The following is an 18,075-nucleotide window of genomic DNA, read 5'->3' on the forward strand; positions in this document are numbered from 1 at the left end:
TTATTTCATTCTAGAAAGGTAAAATTCAGCCAAAGCGAGATCTTCTGGGCGAGTTACCTTTAAATTATCAGTGCGACCTGAGACTAAAACAGGCTGATAGCCACAATATTCCAATGCAGATGCTTCATCAGTAATAATAGCATTTTCTTTCAATGCTTTACTCAAACAATCACGCAACAAAATTAAAGGAAAAAATTGTGGTGTAAGTGCGTGCCATAAAGCATCACGCTCAACGGTATGATCAATCACATCTGACGTTTTGGCACTACGCTTCATGGTATCTCTTACAGGAGCAGCAAGAATGCCACCGCAGTAATCCGTTGTTGATAACTGAATAATTTTATTTAAATCATCTTGATGTAAACAAGGGCGCGCGGCATCGTGTACCAATACCCATCGATTTTGCATCTGTTCATTCTGAGCTAAAAAGTTTAACCCTGCCAGCACGGAATCTGCACGCTCTTTTCCACCATGAACAGTGGTAACTCGCGGGTTACTTGCTACCTCAAGCGAAGCAAAATAATTATCATCAGGGCTTAAAGCGACAACAATATTAGAAACAAGAGGATTCAATAACAATGCATTAATAGTGTGTTCAATGATTGTCTTCCCAGCGACCTGCAAGTATTGTTTTGGACAGTCCGCATTCATACGACTACCAATACCGGCTGCTGGAATTATCGCAACAACGTTTGGGGCTCTCCCAGTGATTGAGTTATTCATTATTTTGGATCTTACATCGAAATTTGTGGGCTAGTAGAGGTAATCAATTTCATAAACGTAAACACAACCTGTAATATTTTTAGTTTTTGTACATAGCATAATCATATACTTGAACACTATATGATTGATGTTGTTACTCATATAACGTTTATCTATACAGTGCCTATCGAACTGCAACCTACCGTATGACAAGTATATTTAATTATTTGTTCTCTGATTATTACTCTCTTTCACCATTCTATAAAATGATTCGCCAGGCTTAACCATACCAAGCTCTGTACGCGCCCGTTCCTCAATAGCGTCTTGTCCATCATTCAAATCATTAATTTCAGCAAACAGCTGTTCATTACGCACTTTTAAGCGAGAATTGATGATCTCTTGCGCCGCAACATCGTCTTTCACTCGGACATAGTCGTGAATGCCATTCTTACCTAGCCATAAAGAATATTGTGTCCAAGCCAATACTGCGATTAATAGAAGCGTTAATTTGCCCATTCTGCCCCCTGAAATGATTTGCTAATCATCCCATAACTCAGCTCATCGCGCTACTATCAAGAAAGTAATGTATCAAAACTAGGACAAAAACAGGGCATTCCTGTTCAAAAATCAACCTAAGAAATATGCTGTGATTAATTGGATACTATCTTGAACTGGTTTACAGAACTATCACCTAAGCGAGTGAATTTGTTTAATAAAATTACGAGCAGCTACGCAAAATACTCAGTTAATCCGTAATTTGTTTACAAAAACGGCTCCAGAGGCGTAGACACACCCAAGGAGCCGTTAGGCAAAATTCATAAAAAGTTATCGTACTAATTATGAGTTTTGATGATTTTTTTCTCACCCAGTAATTGAAGAATTTGTGTTACTGAATCAGGTATCGCCTGCCTTCCATCTATACGTAATTCAGGTTGTAAAGGCTCTTGATATGGAGAGTCAATCCCAGTGAAGTTTTTTATTTTCCCCGCTCTTGCCTGCTGATAAAGCCCTTTTGGGTCGCGCTGTTCACAAACTTCAACAGGGGTTGCAATATGCAATTCAAAAAACTGGTTCGCCCCAAATAGCTCACGAACTTTCTGTCTATCTTCACGATAAGGCGAAATAAACGCTGTCGCAACCACCAGCCCAGCATCAACCATCAGTTTAGCGACCTCACCAATACGGCGAATGTTTTCTTGTCTATCGGATTCATCAAAACCTAAGTCTTTACATAACCCATGACGGATATTATCGCCATCAAGCAAATACGTTTTTACCCCTAATGAAGCCAGTGCTTGCTCGCAAGCCCCTGCTAAAGTAGATTTACCCGAGCCAGACAGTCCAGTAAACCATAATACCGCGCCTTTATGACCATTCGCATTTTCTCTAAATTGCCGAGTGATCGGATGGTCGTGCCAAACGATATGATTATCTGTCGTACTCGCCATACTTATTTACCACCTAATAGATCTCGAGCTCCCCAATGAGGGAAATGACGGCGAATTAATTGATTTAACTCTATTTCAAATTCACTAAAATTATCATTTTGCTCAGTAAATCGCTCTGTCACTTCACGCACTAACCCTGCTCCAGCTGTCACATTCGTCAGCCTATCAATTAGGATCATGCCACCTGTTTCTGCGTTTTGCTGATAATTCTCAAGTAGCAATGGCTCATCAAATGATAATTCAACTAAACCAATACCATTGAGGGGCAGCTCAGTCGCTACTTTTTGAGTAAGATTGTTGATATCAACTTGATATTGAATATTTTCTACCTTAGCGCGGCTTCTTTTTCCAGCAATCTTAATATCAAGCTGTTGTCCCTGCACTAACGGTTGCTCTGACATCCAAACAATATCAACCAATGCCTCACGAGAACACTGCAACGTATCGTTTTCTGTAACAATCAAGTCTCCACGGCTAATATCAATTTCATCTTCTAATACTAATGTGATCGCCTCACCGGGTATCGCGAAGTCTTGTATGCCATCAAAAGTGACAATTTCTTTTACTTTCGAGATCTGACCCGAAGGTAATACTTTGACGGATTGCCCCACTTTCACTATCCCAGAGGACAAAGTTCCACTGTAACCTCTAAAATCCAAATTAGGTCTATTCACGTATTGAATTGGAAAACGTAGTGCTTGCTCCGATGCTTTTGGTTGAACCTGAACTGTTTCTAGAATTTGTAACAGTGTTTCCCCCTGATACCAAGGCAATTGAGAGCTTTCATTGACGATATTATCGCCATCTAGAGCTGAAATAGGTACAAACCAAATCTTGAGGTCAACAGGCAATTCAGTCGCAAATTTCTGATAATCTTGCTTAATTTTTTCAAATACCGCTTCGCTATATTCGACCAGATCCATTTTATTGACTGCAACGATCAAATGGCGAATACCTAGCAATGTACTAATAAAACTGTGGCGTCGAGTTTGTTCTTGAACGCCTTTTCGAGCATCGATCAGCAATATAGAAAGTGAGCAAGTTGATGCACCTGTCGCCATATTTCTCGTGTACTGCTCATGCCCTGGAGTATCTGCGATTATAAATTTACGTTTTTGAGTAGAGAAATAACGATAAGCAACATCAATAGTGATCCCTTGCTCTCTTTCTGCGGCAAGCCCGTCCACTAATAAAGCAAGATCCAGTTTTTCACCTTGAGTTCCTATACGCTTACTGTCGGTTTGCAAAACAGATAACTGATCTTCATAAATTTGTCGCGTGTCATGCAATAAACGCCCGATTAGCGTGCTTTTACCATCATCCACATTACCGCAGGTGAGAAAACGTAATAAGCCCTTTTGTTGCTGAGCTAACAAATAAGCTTCAACACCACCTTGTTGCTTAATTTGTTCCGCAATTGTTTCGTTATATGCTAAATCTGCCATGACGTTTTCCCCCTTAAAAATACCCTTGGCGCTTTTTCTGCTCCATGGAAGCCGATTGGTCACTATCGATTAATCGACCTTGTCGCTCACTGGTCGTTGAAATCAACATTTCTTCAATAATTTCTGGTAACGTTTCTGCTTGTGATTCAACAGCACCTGTCAGAGGCCAGCAGCCTAGGGTTCGGAATCGAACCTTTCGCTTAGCGATAACTTCTCCTGCTTTTAAATCAATACGGTCATCATCTACCATCAATAATGTGCCGTTTCTCTCTAAAACAGGGCGCTCTTTTGCAAAATAAAGAGGGACAATATCGATATTTTCTAAGTAGATATACTGCCAAATATCGAGTTCCGTCCAGTTTGATAAAGGAAATACTCGAATACTTTCTCCTTTATTGATTTGACCATTGTAGTTATGCCACAACTCAGGGCGTTGATTTTTGGGATCCCAACGATGAGAGCGATCTCGGAAAGAATAAATGCGCTCTTTGGCTCGAGATTTTTCCTCATCACGCCTAGCACCACCAAATGCTGCATCAAAACCATATTTATCAAGCGCTTGTTTTAGCCCTTCCGTTTTCATAATATCAGTGTGTTTCGCGCTACCATGGATAAATGGGTTGATCCCTAATGACTCACCCGCTGGATTGCGATGAACCAGTAATTCAAAATCATAATTTTTAGCCGTTTTATCACGAAACTCATACATCTCACGAAACTTCCATCCGGTATCAACATGTAATAACGGAAATGGCAGTTTTCCAGGGTAAAAAGCCTTGCGAGCCAAATGCAACATAACAGATGAATCTTTGCCGATGGAATAAAGCATAACTGGGTTTTCAAATTCAGCCGCCACTTCACGGATAATATGAATGCTTTCTGCTTCCAACTGCTGTAAATGGGTTAATCGTTTCTCATTCATGATGGCCTCCTTAATTAAGCCAATTCCAACACGGCTGAACGCCATCTGTTTTTTTCAACCTGATCACCGAACCAAGCCAATTGCTGATGCAAAGCGGCAACCTCACCAATCACCAATAACGCAGGCGCTGGAGCCTGATGAGCCAATTCAGCCAGCTCATACAGCTTGCCACTCAACACGTGTTGGTTTTGCCGAGTGCCACAGCCGATCACGGCAATAGGCGTTTCTGGTGAGCGTCCAAAGTGGATCAGTTGTTGGCTGATATGTTCAGCTTTTACTGTTCCCATATAGATGGCTAATGTTTGATTGCCTCGTGCAAGTGCTGGCCAATCAAGTTCATTTCCTCCCTCTTTGCAATGACCCGTGATAAATGTCACGCTCTGAGAGTGCTCACGATGTGTCAGAGGAATACCGGCGTATGCAGTTGCCCCTATTGCCGCGGTGATCCCAGGAACCACCTGAAATGGAATACCCGCCTCCGCAGCAATTTGCAGCTCTTCACCACCACGCCCGAAAACAAATGGATCACCACCTTTTAATCGGACTACTTTCTTCCCTTGCGATGCAAACTTCACGATTAAAGCATTGGTTTCTTCTTGTAAGACCGAATGCGCTTTAGCACGTTTCCCAACACAAATTTTGTCTGCATCTCGTCGCACTAACTCAAGGACTTCATCACTGACAAGATGGTCATATAAAACGACATCAGCATTTTGCAAAACTTGTAAGCCTTTAAGCGTTAATAACCCAGCATCTCCAGGACCCGCTCCGACTAAAACCAGCTCCCCCGTATTATCGGGTTCATACAATTGCTTTTCTAATTGCAATTCGGCTTGTGATAGCTGGCCTTTTTCGACCAATGAGGCAAAGTGGCCACTGAAACTTTTTTCCCAAAAACGTTTGCGCTCACGCATGCTGCTAATTGATGATTTCACTTTTTCTCGCCACCGCCCGGCTATTTCAGCCATATGGCCCAAATAACTTGGTAGCATGGTTTCTAATTTTTCACGTAATAAGCGAGCCAAAACAGGCGCGGTACCACCAGAAGAAATCGCAATCACGACAGGATCTCTATCGATGATTGAAGGGACAATAAAAGAACACAACGGTTTATCATCAACAACATTGACAAAAATTTGTTGTTTCTCTGCATCATGAAAAATTTTCTTATTCAATTCAGCATCGTCAGTGGCGGCAATCACCAAATAAGACTTCTCAATATGTTGTGGATGATATTCCCCCTCAATCCACGTGAAATATTGTTGCTCACAAAGTTGTTGTAAAGCTGAATTAAGTGCCGGCGCAATAATCACCAAAGCCGCATTAGCGCGTAACAATAGTTCCGCTTTGCGTGCGGCAACATCGCCTCCCCCAACCAAGACAACCTTGCGGGAACGTAAATCCACAAATAATGGTAAATATTCCATCTTGCTCTTCCGGTGTTATATAACTTTTTTATACTCTAAATAATTCGAGTTGCAGGTAGGCGACAAGTGAAGATAGACGGGGAGCATAGATAAACTATGTGACTCGGCTAGCTGAGCGTAGTCAACACCCCTGCAACTTGAAGGATGACGAGTATGAAACGACTATTTAAATTGACTATATGACGTGCAAGTGGGGTTATGAAATGCTAAAAGTTTATTAGATGTAACCTAAAGGAATAAGTCAGCCTAATGAGTTATGAAGAAGAAATACTCATAATGGCATCAAAGCAAAACGCAATTTCACGACTAAGATAAATATTGTTCGCTTCTTTTCTACAGATGCCTTGAAAAAAATGAGTTAGACTAAGCACATAAATAGAAAATAAATATAAATGACTAAGCCCTTATAAGTATTTAGCTAATAAAGACAAAACATTATGATAAAAACGGATAAAAAGAAACTCACCATTAATGATATTGCAAAGCTATGTGGCGTAGGTAAATCAACAGTTTCAAGGGTGATTAATCAAGACCCAATGGTTAATGAAGAGACTCGGCAAAAAGTTAATCAAATAATTGAAAAATACCAATTTACTCCCTCAAAATCTGCCCGTGCAATGCGAGGCTATTCAAACCGCTCTTTCGGCATCATCATGACGCGTTTAGATTCTTATGCTGAAAACCAAGCAGTCAGTTCCATGCTACCTATTTTCTATCAAAATAATATCGACCCTATTATTTTAGAGAGTCAATTTAAACCGGAAAAAGTTGAAGAACATATTAAAATGCTTACTCGCCAAAAGGTTGATGGGATTGTCTTTTTTGCTTTTTCAGGCATTGATATCAATAAGCTCTCCAATTGGAAACAAAAAATGGTTGTTATTGCGCGACCATTAGAAGGTTTTGTCTCTATTTGTCACGATGATGAAAGTGCGGTTAAAAACCTTATGCACTATTTTCATAAACAAAAAAATTACCAACAAATAAGTTATATCGGGATCAATGTTCACGATGAAACAACGGGCCTACTCCGTTACCAATCTTATCTACACTATTGTCAGCAGCAAGGTTTAACCCCTCACGCACAATTAGGTGAACTTAATTACCAAAGTGGCTATATGCTTGCTAAAGAGATCTTAACCACATCACCACAAGCCATACTGTGCGCAACAGACTCATTAGCATTTGGTGTACAAAAGTATTTATCCGAACAAAACATGAATCATATCGATGTGGCCTGTATTGGGCGAAATGATTTACTGGCCTTTTTATTTCCTCAAACCAAATTCTACCGTTTAGGCTTTAGAGAAAGTGGGAAAGAGGCTGCTAATATATTGATTAAAATGGCAAAAGAAGATGTTCCGCCACAAAAAATCATTATCTCCAGTGATAATTTAAATTAATAACTTAAGAAAGTAATTATTATTACTTGTGATCATCGTCTAGTTATGGGAACGTTCCCGTTCAAATAATGACAACAAGGATATATATTAAAAAAAACATAACTACGATGAGAAAATAAATATGCCTAGTGCCAAAGATTTAAAGGCCATTGAAGAACTTATTGCACTGATTGGCGGTAAAAATAATATTATTAGTGTTTCTCACTGCTTAACAAGGCTGCGCTTTGTTCTTAATGACCCTAATATCACAGAAATAGATAAAATAAAACAAATCCCTTTTGTTAAGGGGTGTTTTAATAATGCCGGACAGTTCCAAGTTATTATTGGTGTCGATGTTGACCACTATTATCAAATTCTTTCAAAGCATCTTGAGTTACAAACAAAAAGTAAAGATGAAGTAAAGTCTGATGCCAAAAAAAATATGAGTTTTTGGCAAAGGCTTATCGCAAATTTGGCAGAGATATTCGTACCACTATTACCTATTTTAATTTGTGGTGGTTTACTTTTAGGTTTGCGTAACGTTATTGGTGAGATGCCTGTATCGGATAATAAACCTTTAACCTATTTTTATCCTTGGTTAAAGCCTATTTATGATTTCCTATGGTTACCTTGTGAAGCAATATTCCACTTTTTACCTGTTAGCATCTGCTGGTCTGCAACTAAAAAGATGGGGGGTACTCCAGCCCTAGGTTTAGTATTAGGGATCACTTTAGTTTCTCCTCAGCTAATGAATGCCTATAATTTAGGCTCACAAATCCCTGATGTTTGGAACTTTGGGCTGTTTACAATTGAGAAAGTCGGTTATCAGGCGCAAGTCATCCCTTCTATCTTAGCAGGTTTATTCCTCGGCTGGTTTGAAACCCGTTTACGCCGTTACATTCCCGATTATTTAAAATTGGTTATTGTTCCAATCGTCACATTGATTATCTCAGTCTTCGTCGCACACGTTATCTTAGGCCCTATTGGCAGAAGCATTGGCAACGGTATTGCCGAAGTCATCAAGCTATTAATGCTAGGTGACTTTGCGCCTATTGGCTCAGCTATCTTCGGTTTTTTCTACTCACCAATGGTGATCACAGGGTTACATCACACAACCTTAGCGATCGACTTACAGATGACTCAAAGTTACGGCGGCACCCCTATTTGGCCTATTATCGCATTATCAAATATTGCCCAAGCTTCAGCGGTTGTCGGTATCATTATTGTTAGCCGTAAAGCAAATGAACATGAAATTACTATCCCAGCCGCTATTTCAGCCTATTTGGGTGTAACAGAGCCGGCTATGTATGGTGTTAACCTAAAATATGGCTTCCCAATGCTATGTGCGATGGTTGGTGCCTCACTCGCAGGATTGGTTTGCGGTTTAAACCATGTTCTATCTAATGGTATTGGCGTGGGTGGTTTACCTGGCATTTTATCGATACAACCAACTTATTGGTTAGTTTACCTGTTCGCTATGGTCATCGCCGTTGTCGTTCCCATTGCATTAACCGTTATCGCCTATCGCTATAAAGAAAGAAAAGGCACGCTACAAGCTAATTAATATATCATCAAATTTAAGGTTTATTATGAATTACTTATACATTGCTTTTACAGATATCAGCGTGTCTGTTGGGTACAATAATAATAAATATGATTACACCTTTGACACCGTAAATAGTACTTATCATGACTGGTTAAATATTGCTAAGAAAATAAATAGCGACTTTCAATTAATTGACGGTGGCGTTATACAACGGCCAGTCGATGGCGATGGAAAAAAATCTTATGTGATAAAAACACAAGATAATAAAACTATTGATGTCGCAAATTTATTTACTGAATCTCTTAATAAGCCATTTATTATTGAAAATATCAGGGAAGTAAATCAACAGAACAGCTTAGAGAGGAAATTCATTCATCGGGAAAAAGAACTTACTTGGTCAATTGAGTATTCCGGTTTAACGTCAGGGAAAGATGAGTATTGCCAAGAGTCACTACTAACGGTGGCAAATGGGTATATTGGCCTGCGCGGTACATTACCGGAGATGACAGCTAGTCATGATTATTACCCTGCAACTTATATTGCAGGCCTATATAATCAAGCAACCTCTCAAGTCAACGATCACCAAGTGGTCAACGAAGACTTTGTTAATGCACCTAATGGCCAGTTTATTTCGCTTAAAATCGGAGATGGCGACTACATTCATCCAAATAATGTAACCACACTTGCTCTAACCCGCCATTTAGATTTTAAAACCGGTGTCCTATCTTCTGACTGGCTTATTGAAACAACAGACGGGAAACAACTGAATATTCGCTGTTTCAAATTTGCCAATATGGCAAATATGTCTCATTACTGCCTACATTACCAATTTATTCCGTTAAATTTTTCTGGCGAAATGACCCTTCTCACTCGCTTAGAAGGGAACACTTGTAATGCGGGAGTAGAACGATATCGTAGCCTAAATCAAAACCATTACAGTGTGTTAGAAGGTGGTGCAAAGCAACAAAATGCTTATCTGTTAGCTCAAACTCATCAATCAAAAATAGGGATTGGCTTAGCATCCTCTCTTTGTGGTGATTTCTTTTCACCACAAGACATTATTTGCCATTTTTCTGACTCAGTTGTTGAGCAAAGTATCATATTCAATGCTCAGAAAAATACCCCCTATACTGTTGAAAAAAGTGTCGCGCTAACCACATCTACGGCCTACCCCGATAATTGGCAAGATATTACGAAATGGGAACTCCCCTCTTGGCAAACCCAGTTAGCAGAAACAAAACAAGCATGGCAAACTTTATGGGATGAAGCTGATATTGCAGTATCAGGGGATTTAATGACGCAAAAATTATTACGTCTACATACCTACCATTTACTTTCATCAGCGTCACCGTTTAGTAACGAAAAAAATAAACTTGATGTTTCCGTCACCGCACGAGGGCTACACGGAGAAGCTTATCGAGGGCATATTTTTTGGGATGAGATCTTCATTTTCCCATTTTATATCATGCATTTCCCTGATACCGCTCGCCAACTTTTACTCTATCGCTATCGTCGATTAGAAACTGCCCGACTCGCAGCGAAGGCCGCCGGTTTCCAAGGTGCTATGTTCCCATGGCAGTCAGGTCACGATGGTACAGAGCAAACTCAAGTTCTGCATTTAAATCCATTATCTGGTCAGTGGGATCCTGACCACAGTTGTCGCCAACGCCATGTTTCATTAGCTATCGCTTACAACGTGTGGCTATATTGGCGTAATACCCTTGATAACCTATTTATGAAAGAGTATGGCTTAGAGCTGCTCAATGACATCACGTTATTTTGGCTTGGCCTATGTCAGTGGGATGAGCAAGACCAACGTTTTCATATCAGTGGCGTCATGGGTCCCGATGAATTTCATGAAAAATATGCCGATGCTCAAGAAGGTGGCCTAAAAGATAATGCCTATACCAATTTAATGGTGGCGTGGCTTTTCAATGAGATGACGACGCTGTATCGCGATAAACGTTTTACTGACAAATTATCTGAATTTGGTTTTTCTGCAAATACGCTCGACAAGCTCTGCCAAATTAAAACGCAGCTCGCTGTCACGCTAAATCAAGATGACGTTATTGAGCAATTTGCAGGCTACTTTGCGTTAGATGATCTCGACTGGGAAAGTTATCGCCAGAAATATGGCAATATTTATCGAATGGATCGGATCCTACGTAAAGAAAATAAATCAGCAGATGATTTCAAAGTCGCTAAACAAGCCGACACACTCATGTTGTTTAATAACTTAGATAAAACAACTGTGAAATCTTTAATTGAATCTCTGGGCCACTCATTATCTGAAAGCTTTGCAGAGAAAAATCTACATTATTACCTTAAACGCACCTCTCATGGGTCAACCTTATCACGCATTGTTCATGCTTATTTAGCCGAACAAATACAGCTCCATGACCTATCGTGGCAACTCTATCAGGATGCTTTGTACTCAGATTACAACGATATCCAAGGTGGAACGACAGCTGAAGGCATACATACTGGAGTGATGGCAGCGACTTTAAATACTACGATCATGGCTTACGCTGGTGTCGATATTCGACAAGATATTCTTAATATCGCACCATCGTTACCTAAACAGTGGCAAGGCTTAAGTTTTAAATTAAGGCACCAATGTGCTTTGTTTCACATCAAGGTAACTCATAACAATATTACCGTTATGAGTGATAAAGCATGCACAATATCAATCAATAACCACCTCTATAGCCTTGTTCCTAACACACCTTTATCCTTAAATTCTAAGGAGGGTAACGCTAATGGTTAAAGGACTCATATTTGATCTTGATGGTGTTATTGTTGATACCGCCGGTTACCATTATTTAGCTTGGAAAAAGCTGGCTAGCGAAATCGGGATTGACATTGATGAACAATTCAACCAATCCTTAAAAGGAATTAGCCGTGTAGAGTCATTAGATAAAATTTTACGTCATGGTAATAAGCAAAATTCATTTACTATTGAAGAGAAAAATATGCTCTCGGAAAGAAAAAATGAATATTATTTAAAGTTACTCGATAACATTAGCCCAAAAGATATTTTACCTGGCGTATTAGATTTAATTAAGCAGGCTAACCAATACAATATACCTTGTGTTATTGCCTCTGCATCCCAAAATGCGCCAACGATATTGAAAAAATTGGCTATAGAGCACTATTTTCAATCTATTGTTGATCCTAAGTCATTAAAACAAGGTAAACCCGATCCTGAAATCTTTTTAAAAGCAGCGCAGCTCATTGATGTGCCTGCTCAGTATTGTGTTGGTTTTGAAGATTCAATGGCAGGAATTCAAGCCCTTAAAAAAGCGAGGATTTATGCTATTGGTATTATCGCTGAAGGCCCACTGCCTGAAGCTGATCGTGAAGTGCACTCATTAACTGAAATAGACATACATACACTAATCAAATAATAAATTATCGGATGGAAACTCTGTTTTCCATCCAGATATAAACAAGGAATAAAGAATGAAAACTAAACTATTAGCTACTGCTGTTAGCTTAGGATTAGCTGTGCCTGTTATAACCGAAGCTAATACAAGTTCTCTATCAATAGAGCAACGTTTAGCGCTTTTAGAGCAAAGAACACTTGCTGCTGAAAAAAGAGCAGAACTTGCTGAACAAAAAGCAGCTAATTTAGAAAAAGCATTACAAAATCGTCAAGTTATTAATCAACCAATCAATAATACAACAGCCACGATAAATCATACTGAAGCCCCACATTTAATCGAAACTAATAGCCAATATGGCAAACTTAAACTTTACGGTGATGTCGAATTTAATACTGATATTGCCAGTAAAAAAGGACAACTGACCTCAGTAAATACTCAGGCAGGAAAAGATAAAGATTTTGGTGATTACGATAAATGGGGAATTAATGGCCGTATTCTAATTGGACTTGATGGTGAGCGTTCCTTAGAGAATAACAACTACGCAGGCTTTTCCGTTCAACCACTCGCTAATATTAATGGACAAATTGGTCTAGATGATGCCAATTTCTATTTTGGTAAAAAAGAGAGTTGGCAAATAAAATTAGGCCGCTATGAAGCCTACGATATGTTCCCATTAAATCAAGATACCTTTATTGAGTATTCAGGTAATACCGCGAATGATACCTATAGCGATGGCTTTGGCTATATCTATATGATGAAAGAAGGCCGAGGAAGAAGCAATAGTGGCGGCAGCATGATGTTTAATACTAAATACGATAATTGGTATTTTGAAACAAATCTATTAATTGAAGATGGCACCAGTATCTTTACCGATGGCGAATACCATGGGCGAAAACAAATCAATAAGAAAAATGTTATCTATGTTCGACCTGTGATCGCTTGGAATAAAGACAACTTTAAAGTAGCCGCCGCTATTGAAAGTAATGTTATTCAAAATGCTTATGGCTATGAAGATAAAAATACAGGTGAGTTTAAAAACCAATCTAAGCGTAATGGATATGGTTTAACTCTAGGTTGGAATAGCTTAAAAGATGATCCAACAAATGGTATCGACGTAAACTGGAGTACGGCTTATTTAGATGCTAGCAATGAAACAGATTTTACTACCGGTACTAATATTTTATGGCGCCGCTTACAGCTAGGTTATATTTACGCTCATAATGATATCAAGTCCTACGCATTAAATTATGATAGTGACATCGATAATGAAGTCATTTTTGGTCCAGGAAAATATGATATTCACACTTTATATACTTCATATGAGTTACCAAACATACTTGATATGGATAATTTTAAAATTTATATCGGCGCTTACTACTCTGTAATTGATGGAAAAGATATCGAAGTGAAAAATAGCGATAAAGATCGTTATGGCTCCAGGGTCAGATTTAAATACTTATTCTAAAATTGAATTAAACATTGAGTGGCTGATTTATCTGGTCAGCCACTCAAGTTATTTGCAGTAACTTACCCTTCATGCAACCCACACTCTCGCTTTAAACCAAAAAAGCGGGTTTCTTCTTCACTCATACCCGGTTCCCATTTACGAGTTGTGTGAGTATCACCAACAGATAGGTATCCTTGTTCCCAAAGAGGATGATAAGGTAAATCATATTTGGTCAAATACTCGTGTACTTGACGATTATTCCAATCAATCACTGGCAAGACTTTGAAGATCCCTCGACCAATACTCAACACAGGTAATGTGGAGCGACTTGCCGATTGCTCTCTACGTAGCCCTGAAAACCAACTTTGTGCATTTAATTCATGCAAAGCGCGCTCCATTGGCTCAACTTTATTGAGCTGATTATATTGTTCTATACCGTCTAACCCTTGCTCCCATAATTGACCATAGATAGCTTCCTGCCATGCAGGTGATTTTGCAGCCCGATAAACCTGTAAGTTTAAATTAAGCTTTTCTGTTAACTGCTCAATAAAATGATAAGTTTCAGGAAATAGATACCCAGTATCAGTTAAAATAACAGGTATATCAGGCAATGCTTGTGTCACCATATGCAACGTTAGTGCAGCTTGTATACCAAAACTGGATGATAATACAAATTGATTGGGTAAATGCTCTAGAGCCCATTCAATCCTTTTTATTGCATCCTGTTTTTCTAACTGAGCATTAAAATCAGATAAATAAGCAGTTTGCTGTTGCTTATCTAAGTTTAATACTTCAGTAAGTTCAAGCTGACTCATACTGCCTCCTTTACCTCATAGAAATCAACCGCAGAATTAAGCACCGGTTTCACAACATCACTACGAATTAAATAATCACCAAATCCTTCTTGCTCCTCACGCTCTTTTGCCCAACGGCCTATCAGTGTATCAAGGATAGATAAAATTTCTGCTGAGCTAATATTTTCTCGATACATACGAGGAATGCGTGTTCCTATACGATTTCCCCCTAAATGTAAGTTATATCGATCAAGGGCTTTCCCCACTAATCCAACTTCAGCCAGCATTGCGCGACCGCAACCATTTGGACATCCAGTTACCCGTAATACAATGTGTTCATGGCCCACACCATGTGATGACATGATCTGTTCAACTTGCGTAACAAATTCTGGTAAAAAACGTTCCGCTTCTGCCATCGCTAATGGGCACGTCGGAAAAGAAACACAGGCCATTGAATTTTCACGCTGTGAAGTGATTTCATCACTGATTAAACCATGTGCACGCGCAATCGACTCAATCCGTGATTTTTCTTCTTCAGGCACACCCGCAACAATCAAGTTTTGATTTGCGGTTAAACGGAAGTCACCTTGGTGGATCTTGGCTATTTCAGCGACCCCCGTTTTTAACGGTTTATTAGGAAGATCAATTAAACGACCATTTTCAATAAACAACGTGAGATGCCAACGATCGTCTATCCCTTTTAACCAACCAATCTGATCCCCTCTATGAGTAAATTGATAAGGTTGGATATCACCGAATGTGACCCCTGAACGTCGCTCCACTTCCTGTTTAAACGCCTCAACACCGACCCGTTCAAGGGTATATTTGGTTTTTGCGTTTTTACGTTCAGTTCGATTACCCCAATCACGTTGAGTGGTCACTATCGCTTCAGCAATAGCCAAAGTGTCCTTCAATGCAATAAACCCAAACTCGCTGGCTAATCGAGGAAAGGTCGCCGTATCCCCATGGGTCATAGCAAGGCCCCCCCCCACCAGTACGTTAAAACCAATCAGCTCACCATCTTGTGCTATTGCGATAAAGTTCATGTCATTCGCATGTAAGTCCACATCATTAAGTGGTGGGATCACTACCGATGTCTTAAATTTTCGAGGCAAATAAGTTTTACCTAAAATGGGCTCTTCATCTGTCGTAACCACTTTCTCTTTATCAAGCCAAATCTCTGCATAAGCACTTGTTTTCGGCAATAAGTGCTCAGAGATTTTTTTAGCCCATTCATAAGCCTGTTGATGTAATTCTGACTGTACAGGGTTAGATGTACATAACACATTACGGTTGACATCATTCGCTGTCGCTAATGCATCTAAACCGACATGAGCCAACATTTGATGAGCAGGCTTCACGTCACCTTTTAAAATACCGTGAAACTGAAATGTCTGCCGGTTAGTGATACGCACACTGCCATATAACGTGTGTTCCGATGCAAATCTATCGATATCAAGCCACTGTTTCGGCGTGATAATGCCCCCAGGTAGCCGACAACGCAGCATCATTGCATGACGAGGTTCTAACTTTTGCTCCGCTCGTTCAGCTCTAATATCCCGATCATCCTGTTGGTACATGCCATGAAAACGGATCAGCAAGAAGTTATCTCCCTCAAAACCACCGCTTAATCCATTTTTTAAATCTTCTTTAATCGTTCCGCGTAAATAATTACTGTCATTTTTCATCCGCTCACTATCAGCGAGCTTGCCTTCTACGACCAAAGGCCCATATTTTTTTTCGCTCATTAGTAGACATCCCTCTGATACCGGCGCTCTACGCGCAGCTCACTTAAAAATTCATCCGCCGATTCGTTATCCATATTTCCGTATTGGCTGATGATATCCAGTAAAGCCTGTTCAACATCACGTGCCATATGATTAGCATCACCACAAACATAAATATGCGCACCTTCTTCAATCCAGCGCCATACCTGTTCACCTTCTTCGCGTAGCTTATCTTGCACATACACTTTTTGAGCTTGATCGCGCGACCAAGCTAGTGAAATATGAGTGAGTAGCCCATCTTTCACGTAACGTTGCCATTCCACCTGATATAAAAAATCTTCAACAAAGTGTGGATTACCAAAAAATAGCCAATTCTTTCCTGTTGCTTGATCATTATCGCGTTGCTGCATAAACGCTCTAAAAGGGGCAATACCAGTACCAGGGCCAATCATAATCACAGGTTTTGAGGTATCACTGGGAAGGCGAAAGTTATCATTGTGCTCAATGAAAACACGTAACTCATCACCTTCTTTTAAACGATCCGCTAAAAACCCTGAAGCGCCGCCAGTACGCGCACGACCATCGATGTCATAACGCACGACTCCCACGGTGACATGAACTTCATCTTCTGTTTCTGCCTGTGAAGAGGCGATAGAATATAACCTTGGAGTCAATGGCCTTAAAATATCAACAAACTCTTGAGCCGTCGGTTGCGCCGCTGCATGCCTTACCATGTCCACGATCGGCGTATTTTGCGCAAAATGCAAAATAGCTTGTTTATCACTGATCAAACCCAACAATGAATCATCTTTTGAAAGATGTGCATATTTTTCAACAATTAAATGGGTGTTCTGTGTGAGCTCTAAATGATGAGTCAATGCTTCACGAAGAGTGTAAGTATTTTCACCTACATGAACACTTTCATCACCTTTTAACCATAAGAGCTGTACTAACTCATCAACAAGCAAAGGATCGTTATCAAACCATACCCCTAGCGCATCCCCCGGCTGATAACGCAGGCCTGAGTCCCCCAAATCAATTTCTATATGACGAACATCCTTTAATGAATTACGGCCTGTGATTTTTTGATTTACAGACAAGGATGCTGTAAGAGGTGCGGTTTTTGTATAAGGTGATGTATGGATTTCATCAACCGAACCAGTCTGAGCCGCGATTAACTGGCTAGCAGTTTGTGATGGAACTCTTGCTTTAAGCAACTGCGTTAATTCTTCAACCCACCTTTCAGCCTCAGCTTGATATTCTACGTCTGCATCAATTCTATTAAGTAATGATTGCGCACCTAACTTCGCCAATTGAGTATCAAAATCTTTACCTGCTTGGCAGAATTTTTCATAGGACGAATCACCAAGTGCAAAAACAGCATAGGCGGTATCATTAAGAGCAGGTGCCTTTTTCGAATACAAATATTTATATAGAGCAACAGCCTCTTCAGCTGGCTCCCCTTCACCTTGCGTTGATGCAACAATGACTAATACTTTTTCTTGAGCGATTTGCTTAAATTTATATTCACCCGCATTCACTAAATTTACATTAAGCTTTTCGCTTATTAACCGTTCTCTTAATTGTTCAGCTAAACGACGTGCATTTCCTGTCTGTGAAGCAGAAAGGATGGTTATCGTTTCATTTTGTGGGACAGGTGCACTAGTCGGTACACTTGTCACCGTATTTTGATTGACCATTCCCCACAAATATCCAGACAGCCAAGCAAGCTGGTGTGATGAAAAGTCATCAACCGCTGTCTGCAAACGAGAAAGTTGCTCCGTTGATATTGGCAATGCCGATATTGGAGGCTGTTTATTTGTCATTATCCTGTAACCCCAGAGTTGCT

General features: G+C 39.9%; 14 protein-coding genes. 5 read left to right on the forward strand and 9 right to left on the reverse strand.

Going from position 1 to position 18,075, the window contains the following annotated elements; translation table 11 throughout:
• The 6 genes from ispD to cysG all read right to left on the reverse strand — a co-directional run bounded on the left by ispD (position 1) and on the right by cysG (position 5,944).
• Positions 1 to 723: a 2-C-methyl-D-erythritol 4-phosphate cytidylyltransferase gene (ispD, locus tag SC428_RS20460; protein WP_070926428.1), complete on the reverse strand. Its 723-nt coding sequence runs from the start codon at positions 721 to 723 to the stop codon at positions 1 to 3.
• Between the two features lie 198 nt (positions 724 to 921).
• On the reverse strand, positions 922 to 1,218 hold the full coding sequence (gene ftsB, locus SC428_RS20465; protein WP_140182927.1) for a cell division protein FtsB: 297 nt from the start codon (positions 1,216 to 1,218) through the stop codon (positions 922 to 924).
• Between the two features lie 317 nt (positions 1,219 to 1,535).
• The gene (gene cysC / locus SC428_RS20470) at positions 1,536 to 2,150 is read right to left on the reverse strand and encodes an adenylyl-sulfate kinase (RefSeq protein WP_318710028.1); all 615 of its coding nucleotides are present in this window, start codon (positions 2,148 to 2,150) and stop codon (positions 1,536 to 1,538) included.
• Between the two features lie 2 nt (positions 2,151 to 2,152).
• Entirely contained in the window at positions 2,153 to 3,595 is a 1,443-nt protein-coding gene (cysN, locus tag SC428_RS20475) for a sulfate adenylyltransferase subunit CysN (RefSeq protein WP_070926431.1), read from the reverse strand.
• 13 nt (positions 3,596 to 3,608) lie between these two features.
• The gene (gene cysD / locus SC428_RS20480; protein ID WP_070926433.1) at positions 3,609 to 4,517 is read right to left on the reverse strand and encodes a sulfate adenylyltransferase subunit CysD; all 909 of its coding nucleotides are present in this window, start codon (positions 4,515 to 4,517) and stop codon (positions 3,609 to 3,611) included.
• Between the two features lie 14 nt (positions 4,518 to 4,531).
• Complete coding sequence (gene cysG / locus SC428_RS20485; protein ID WP_140187084.1) at positions 4,532 to 5,944, reverse strand: siroheme synthase CysG; 1,413 nt, start codon at positions 5,942 to 5,944, stop codon at positions 4,532 to 4,534.
• 437 nt (positions 5,945 to 6,381) lie between these two features.
• On the opposite strand from cysG, the gene treR reads away from it, so the two are divergent.
• The 5 genes from treR to SC428_RS20510 all read left to right on the forward strand — a co-directional run bounded on the left by treR (position 6,382) and on the right by SC428_RS20510 (position 13,723).
• The gene (gene treR, locus SC428_RS20490) at positions 6,382 to 7,347 is read left to right on the forward strand and encodes a trehalose operon repressor TreR (protein WP_283126376.1); all 966 of its coding nucleotides are present in this window, start codon (positions 6,382 to 6,384) and stop codon (positions 7,345 to 7,347) included.
• 121 nt (positions 7,348 to 7,468) lie between these two features.
• The gene (treB, locus tag SC428_RS20495) at positions 7,469 to 8,890 is read left to right on the forward strand and encodes a PTS trehalose transporter subunit IIBC (RefSeq protein ID WP_318710034.1); all 1,422 of its coding nucleotides are present in this window, start codon (positions 7,469 to 7,471) and stop codon (positions 8,888 to 8,890) included.
• A gap of 25 nt (positions 8,891 to 8,915) precedes the next feature.
• Positions 8,916 to 11,639 (forward strand): glycoside hydrolase family 65 protein, encoded by a 2,724-nt coding sequence (locus tag SC428_RS20500; RefSeq protein WP_318710035.1) that lies wholly within the window; start codon positions 8,916 to 8,918, stop codon positions 11,637 to 11,639.
• Positions 11,632 to 12,279: a beta-phosphoglucomutase gene (pgmB, locus tag SC428_RS20505; protein WP_318710037.1), complete on the forward strand. Its 648-nt coding sequence runs from the start codon at positions 11,632 to 11,634 to the stop codon at positions 12,277 to 12,279. The genes SC428_RS20500 and pgmB overlap by 8 nt, the downstream gene beginning before the upstream one ends.
• A gap of 55 nt (positions 12,280 to 12,334) precedes the next feature.
• Positions 12,335 to 13,723, forward strand: coding sequence for a carbohydrate porin (locus tag SC428_RS20510; RefSeq protein WP_318710039.1), 1,389 nt, complete (start codon positions 12,335 to 12,337; stop codon positions 13,721 to 13,723).
• Positions 13,724 to 13,785: 62 nt separating this feature from the next.
• On the opposite strand, the gene SC428_RS20515 is transcribed toward SC428_RS20510, so the two are convergent.
• The 3 genes from SC428_RS20515 to cysJ are packed head-to-tail and all read right to left on the reverse strand — an operon-like array spanning position 13,786 to position 18,052.
• A complete protein-coding gene (locus tag SC428_RS20515; RefSeq protein ID WP_140187080.1) occupies positions 13,786 to 14,520 on the reverse strand; it encodes a phosphoadenylyl-sulfate reductase in 735 nt (244 codons plus the stop codon).
• On the reverse strand, positions 14,517 to 16,247 hold the full coding sequence (gene cysI / locus SC428_RS20520) for an assimilatory sulfite reductase (NADPH) hemoprotein subunit (RefSeq protein WP_318710042.1): 1,731 nt from the start codon (positions 16,245 to 16,247) through the stop codon (positions 14,517 to 14,519). Before cysI ends, SC428_RS20515 begins: the two co-directional genes overlap by 4 nt.
• Positions 16,247 to 18,052, reverse strand: a complete 1,806-nt coding sequence (gene cysJ / locus SC428_RS20525; protein WP_140182938.1) for an NADPH-dependent assimilatory sulfite reductase flavoprotein subunit — start codon at positions 18,050 to 18,052, stop codon at positions 16,247 to 16,249. The genes cysI and cysJ overlap by 1 nt, the downstream gene beginning before the upstream one ends.
• Positions 18,053 to 18,075: the final 23 nt, after the last annotated feature.

The organism is Providencia sp. 2023EL-00965, assembly GCF_033550225.1.
GTDB lineage: Bacteria > Pseudomonadota > Gammaproteobacteria > Enterobacterales > Enterobacteriaceae > Providencia > Providencia manganoxydans.

Excerpts from the sequence above, each read along its gene's own strand:
- SC428_RS20500 (WP_318710035.1), top strand. The coding sequence starts at position 8,916 with ATGAATTACTTATACATTGCTTTTACAGATATCAGCGTGTCTGTTGGG.
- ispD (WP_070926428.1), bottom strand. The coding sequence starts at position 723 with ATGAATAACTCAATCACTGGGAGAGCCCCAAACGTTGTTGCGATAATT.
- pgmB (WP_318710037.1), top strand. The coding sequence starts at position 11,632 with ATGGTTAAAGGACTCATATTTGATCTTGATGGTGTTATTGTTGATACC.
- treR (WP_283126376.1), top strand. The coding sequence starts at position 6,382 with ATGATAAAAACGGATAAAAAGAAACTCACCATTAATGATATTGCAAAG.
- ftsB (WP_140182927.1), bottom strand. The coding sequence starts at position 1,218 with ATGGGCAAATTAACGCTTCTATTAATCGCAGTATTGGCTTGGACACAA.
- treB (WP_318710034.1), top strand. The coding sequence starts at position 7,469 with ATGCCTAGTGCCAAAGATTTAAAGGCCATTGAAGAACTTATTGCACTG.
- cysD (WP_070926433.1), bottom strand. The coding sequence starts at position 4,517 with ATGAATGAGAAACGATTAACCCATTTACAGCAGTTGGAAGCAGAAAGC.
- cysI (WP_318710042.1), bottom strand. The coding sequence starts at position 16,247 with ATGAGCGAAAAAAAATATGGGCCTTTGGTCGTAGAAGGCAAGCTCGCT.
- SC428_RS20510 (WP_318710039.1), top strand. The coding sequence starts at position 12,335 with ATGAAAACTAAACTATTAGCTACTGCTGTTAGCTTAGGATTAGCTGTG.
- cysN (WP_070926431.1), bottom strand. The coding sequence starts at position 3,595 with ATGGCAGATTTAGCATATAACGAAACAATTGCGGAACAAATTAAGCAA.
- cysG (WP_140187084.1), bottom strand. The coding sequence starts at position 5,944 with ATGGAATATTTACCATTATTTGTGGATTTACGTTCCCGCAAGGTTGTC.
- cysJ (WP_140182938.1), bottom strand. The coding sequence starts at position 18,052 with ATGACAAATAAACAGCCTCCAATATCGGCATTGCCAATATCAACGGAG.
- SC428_RS20515 (WP_140187080.1), bottom strand. The coding sequence starts at position 14,520 with ATGAGTCAGCTTGAACTTACTGAAGTATTAAACTTAGATAAGCAACAG.
- cysC (WP_318710028.1), bottom strand. The coding sequence starts at position 2,150 with ATGGCGAGTACGACAGATAATCATATCGTTTGGCACGACCATCCGATC.